Annotated in this window: 4 protein-coding genes and 1 pseudogene; all 5 read right to left on the bottom strand. The window is 50.4% G+C overall.

Annotated elements, in window-relative coordinates; all coding sequences use genetic code 11:
• On the bottom strand, nt 1–2,225 hold a 2,225-nt coding region (locus VIM87_RS13010), incomplete at its 3' end, for a hypothetical protein (RefSeq protein WP_331997413.1).
• A 59-nt stretch (nt 2,226–2,284) separates the two neighbouring features.
• Nucleotides 2,285–2,713: a GPW/gp25 family protein gene (locus VIM87_RS13005; RefSeq protein WP_331997412.1), complete on the bottom strand. Its 429-nt coding sequence runs from the start codon at nt 2,711–2,713 to the stop codon at nt 2,285–2,287.
• Nucleotides 2,714–2,745: 32 nt separating this feature from the next.
• Nucleotides 2,746–3,039: a PAAR domain-containing protein gene (locus tag VIM87_RS13000; RefSeq protein WP_331997411.1), complete on the bottom strand. Its 294-nt coding sequence runs from the start codon at nt 3,037–3,039 to the stop codon at nt 2,746–2,748.
• Between the two features lie 205 nt (nt 3,040–3,244).
• Nucleotides 3,245–4,891 (bottom strand): type VI secretion system tip protein VgrG, encoded by a 1,647-nt coding sequence (vgrG, locus tag VIM87_RS12995; RefSeq protein WP_331997410.1) that lies wholly within the window; start codon nt 4,889–4,891, stop codon nt 3,245–3,247.
• Nucleotides 4,892–4,895: 4 nt separating this feature from the next.
• Nucleotides 4,896–5,221 (bottom strand): annotated as a pseudogene (locus VIM87_RS12990) (LysM peptidoglycan-binding domain-containing protein); the annotation flags it as partial.

Raw genomic sequence — 5,221 nt, 5'->3', positions numbered from 1 at the left:
GGGTATACCAGGGGCGCCCGCACTGTAGTAATAGGAGTGGAGGGCTGGCTGCCCTGCAGATCACCGCCTACATTCAGGATATTATACGTGAGCTCATCTTCACTAAATTGCGGACCAATAAAACTTTCCCCTGATAAGTACAGCCACTGTTTGCTCTGCAGCAGGCTTACCTTATATCGTACTGTACTTTCATTAATCACCAGGCCGTTGCTGTCATTCACATGGCGGATGTTCAGCGAAAGCTTTTCCAGCGATTTATTAAACACCTCGTTACTGCCAACGTAAAAGGTGCTGCCGGTTTTGGGATAAGCCGTAAAGGGGTCAAATGGTTTGCCGGGTGTAAGCAGGCCATCATCATTTTGCAGCGTCAGCACTTTTAACCCGTCAAAGTTTGCATAGGTATCTTTTACAAAAGCAGCGGCTTTAACGCCACCTGCAGCTGCAGCAGGTGCAGCGGGTGCTGCTGCAATGCCAATAACCGGAATATGGTTAATGGACCCTACGCGTACATTAATAGACAGGTCGGTGTAGGAAAGATGTTTAAAGCGGTCGGCGCTTATACCTATATCCGGCCCTACCATGAGCTGCATTACCGGGTAAGCTGTGTTATAGGTGCGGCCTGCATGCAGCTTGGCATCAAAGGGTATCACCCCTTTTTCTGCTATGGGCAGGAAAATGTAAATGCGGTCTGGTTCGCTTGACCCGCTATAGATGCAGGACCCTAATTCATCCTCATTATTAAACATATCATTGGAGTACAATTTGGCGAATTGTGCTGCCGTGATAGTTTGATCTATTTTTAACCAGCCTTCTTCGCCGGTAAGCCATATCTCCGCCTGGCCTGCATCAAACAGCTCTTTAATGCCGTTGCTTTGCAGGGTTATCAGCCGGTTACCGCCCTGCAGCAGCAGCTGCGGCGATGCAATGGCAAAACCAATAGCGGTTTCATTGCGGGTGTTTATTTCATCGTTAATGATATCCAGCGCTTCGCAGATGTTGGCGGCTCTGCCGGGATGGTTGCTGCCTTTGCCAAAGGTGTTCCACTTGGGATAAGGGTCTGTGAACGGGGTGCCGTATCCATCCAGTGAATTGGCTACCGGGCGTGCATACAGGGTGGCAATGTTCTTGCTTTCTTCATCCACTTCCAGCGGCAGCTTTTCAATGAACAACGTTTTCAGCTCCTTCACCTTGGCCTGGTTCACTACCAGTGCGCCGTCTGTTTTATATACCTGGTCTTTGCCCCAGGCATCTTTACCTGCATCCAGGGCAGTGCCCGGCTCCAGGTCGTAGTCTGCTACATCTTTGGCCAGCTCAAATACTATAAAAGCGCGGTCCGGGATGGCCGGTTTTTCCGTGAGCTGCAATACCTCGCGGTAATAGAAGTCCAGCACACGGCCGGTGAGGGTGTTCATCTGGTCCTGTGCTAAACGGAACAGCTGCAGGAATGCAATGAACAGCGCCATGTGCGGCTGGTGGGCCGGGTATTGCTCCATGGCATATTGCAGGTAGCTTTCAGAGCTCTCTACCAGCTGGTTCATTACGCCATAAAAGCCCAGGAAAATGGAATCTACGAACAGGGCGGCAAAACGGATCTTATCTTCCGGCGTAGCGCCTTCATAAATGCTGATGTCTGCATCCACGGGGTCATTCACCTTCCACACATCATCATTTTCAATGGGCGTGAAATCCAGCGTAAAAGCATTCTTGGCATCTACCAGCTTAAACCCTTCTTCATAGGCTATCATCTTCTTCACCTGCTCCTGCAGGTTGGATTGAATGGCCAGGTTCAGGTCTACATACAACGGGTTTTGCGGAATAGCCAGCGAATACCAGCGGTCCAGCCTTGCCAGCATGCCTAGTATGGGATCAAACAAATTCGCATAGGTTTGGCCGGTAGGTTTCAGATCCAGCTTAGCGCGGTTCTCCTCATAATCCTTTTTGATCTGCGCCAGGTCTATGGTGCCAATAGAGGCGGCAATCACCGCCATATCGCGCCGGAAAAATTCACGCCAGCTCACCTGTGCAGGCGGCGTATCATCTTCAACCTGGCTTCCGGGAATATCATAGAACCGGATCTGTGCGGCATATCTTTTTGCAAATACCAGCAGGTCTTCAAAACTGCGGCCATCCACCGGTGCATAACCGGGGTCCAGCGCTTTCAGGTAGCGGCCCAATTGGCCCGACCCGTCGCGGTTAATAGTGGTATGACAATGACAATTACTCATCGGAACGTCATAATTAATTTATTGATGAATAGCGTAGCCAAACAGCGTCTGGCCCTGCGTTATACAGGTTTTACCGTTTCAATGTTCGTAGCTTCGTTGATGTAGAAGGGGAATACGTAATTGTAACGGGTATTGGTAGTGATAATACTGTATTCAATGTTGATCTCCAGCCGCCCTTCTGCCTGGAAAGCAGTAGAGGTAAGGTTTTCCACAATGATCCTGGGCTCATGGTAAATGAGCGCTTCCCGTACTATTTTTTCTATCATGGCAATGGTGGGTACGTTCAGCGGATCAAATACGTGGGGCTGCAGGTTGCAGCCAAAGGTGGGCAGCATTACCCGCTCACCGGTAATGGTGGAGAGGATGATCTGTATGCTGCTGTGCACATCTGCTTCTTCCTTCAGCATTTCAGGGCCATTCCATTCTCTGCGGAAGGTGGGCGGAAAGCTCCAGCCCGTTCCTAAAAAAGATCTGTCTGTATTTTCCATGATGTTGTGGTTAGTAGTTGTTATAAAAAAGATCAGCCGCCTATGATCACGGTGGGGAAACCGGCGGCTATTTGTCCGCCATGCGAGGTCATATCGCCCTGGCGCGCGGCTTGTTGCCCGCCAATCAGCACCGTGCCGGATCCCGCGGTAATACTATCCGGAGGGCCGGCGCATACACACTGCCCGCCGACCACTGCGGCCGGCTGTCCGCCAATGAGCACAGTAGGCACACCGGCCGGCATAATGGGGCCGCCTGTATGCGGACTGCCGTTGGGGTTAGCCATGGGGCAGGTGTGGTTGTCGGTTACTCTTGCAGCTGCGGGCATTTTAATTAATAATTAAGAATGAATAATTAATAATTTTGGAGGCCTTTCCATGAAGTATCAATGATTACTTCATTTGTGCGGCCGCCTTTTATGTTGTATTTTTTGTATTATACTTAGTTTTTGTACTTCGTATTTTTTTTGCATTGTACTTCATCTTTCACTTGGGGCACTTCATCCACGATTATTAATTATTAATTCTTCATTATTAATTAATAAGCACCTTAGCCCCTCTGATTGTCACATCCTTTACCGCATTAATGGTGATGCCGGAGGAATCCATCTTAATGCTGTTCTGGTTATCATCCTTCAGCTCAATGGCGCTGGCATCATTGTTAATGATCAGCGATTTTTCGCCGCTGGCAGTGGGCACCAGTAAGGTCATGCGTTTGTTGGTATCGTCGAATATGAGCTTAATGCCTTCCTGGGTTACAAAGCCATATTGCAGGGAACCATCCTGCTCCGGCAGCGCTGATTTTTTGCTGTCTTTGCTGTGCAGGTAACCTACAATTATCGGCTCACGCGGGTCATCGTTCAGGAAGCCCAACACCACTTCATCCGTTAGCTGCGGGCGAAAGTATACACCGCGGTTAGCGCCGGCATCCAGCGTAGCTACCCTTGCCCAAATGCCTTCATTGCTGCTGGTAATGGAAGGGATATGTACTTTCACGCGGTACTGGCCGCCGCCTTCCGTATCATCCAGGTCTAACACGGTGCCTATCTGCAAACCATTTACACCGGGTAATAAACCGGCGGCTGGTTTGTCCATCACATCCTCTTTTTTATAGAACCATTCCTCGCGCCAGCCGAATTGTATATCGGTTTGCCAGTTGCCTTCAAAGTGATGCAGCACACCGGTTACAAACACATTGCCGTTAAAGCGGTCGCCTACACCGGCCAGGGTGATCATGGTGCCGGGTTTTACTGCGGCATTGCCTTCTACCCGCACACGGCCTATGGCTTTGGAAAGATGGCTGCGCATGGCATAGGCATCTGACCAGTCCTGTAATTGCTGTTGGGTAAGATGTCCCGTGTGCGTAAGCTTTACTGCTGCGCCTAATACAGCGCCTATTTCTGTGGAGGCTATGTTGCCATTCTCCGTAAAGGTGGCGCTGCCTGCGCTGGATGTTTCCTGCTGCTGCGTGGTATAATCCCATGACTGGCTGGTTACGCTTTGCAGCTGGCGGCGTGCATCCATCTCGCCCTCAAACTCCCAGAGGTTATCGCCATAAGTGGCCGTAAGCACCGGGGCGCCGGCAGTGGAAGGTTTTTTTACGATGATCTTTCCATCATCCGTAAGCACCAGCATGCCATTGGCTTCTGCGCGGGTTACTATAAAGTCCCAGTCAGATGCATCAAACTGCACCAGCTGTTTGGGCGGCGGGCTGCTGGTAGTATCTACAACCGGCGAAGGGTCAATGGGCCGGGCCAGCGTAGTAATTACCTCGCTATCTGTTTTGTTGATATAATAAGCGTGCTTACGGGCGGCTGCCAGCTTAATGGCTTTGTCTTTTGCTTCTATCAGCAACAAAGAGCCCTGCTGGCTTACCTTGATGGCATGTTTTATAATAATGCCTTCAAACACCGTGTCTGCCTCGCCTTCATAACCCAGCTGCACGCGGATCTCGCTGCCCGGTTTAAACTTATCGTCGTTGCTGAGCGGAAAGTTGCGGTCGCTGGCAGAGCCGTCTGCAAACACCAAACGCGCATAGGCAATCTTGTTAAAAGATTTATTGACGGTGATCTGTGCCAGCTGGATCTCGTTGCTTAGCACGGTGCCGTTAATAAACACTTTTTTGGTAATTACATGCCGCGGGGTTTGCGTGCCGGGCGGTAAACTGTCTAATACGCCCATATGCTTACTTAGTTTGAGTTTTACTGGAACCGTTGTTGCTGTCTATTGGCGGGAACTTTAGCTTGGCGCCTGCCTGCAGCTTGCGGAAGTTCTTCAGCTTATTAACCTTTGCTACCTGCAGGTAATAAAGTTGGTTATTATAGATCTCGTTCGTGAGCACCGGCAGCAGCTCTCCCTCATTTACGGTTTTGTAATGCGTAAGGTCGGGGGATGACAGCATGCCCAGTATGTCGCTCAGCGTGGGAACGGTGTGCTCCGTAAAGGAAGCGCTGATCTTGGCGCGGATAGGCAGGCCGGTAAAGTCAAACAGGCTGTAGGTAACATTGGAGC

Origin of the sequence: Chitinophaga sp. (genome assembly GCF_036569125.1) — a bacterium.
Lineage (GTDB): Bacteria > Bacteroidota > Bacteroidia > Chitinophagales > Chitinophagaceae > Chitinophaga.
This window is presented reverse-complemented; position numbering and strand designations above follow the sequence as displayed.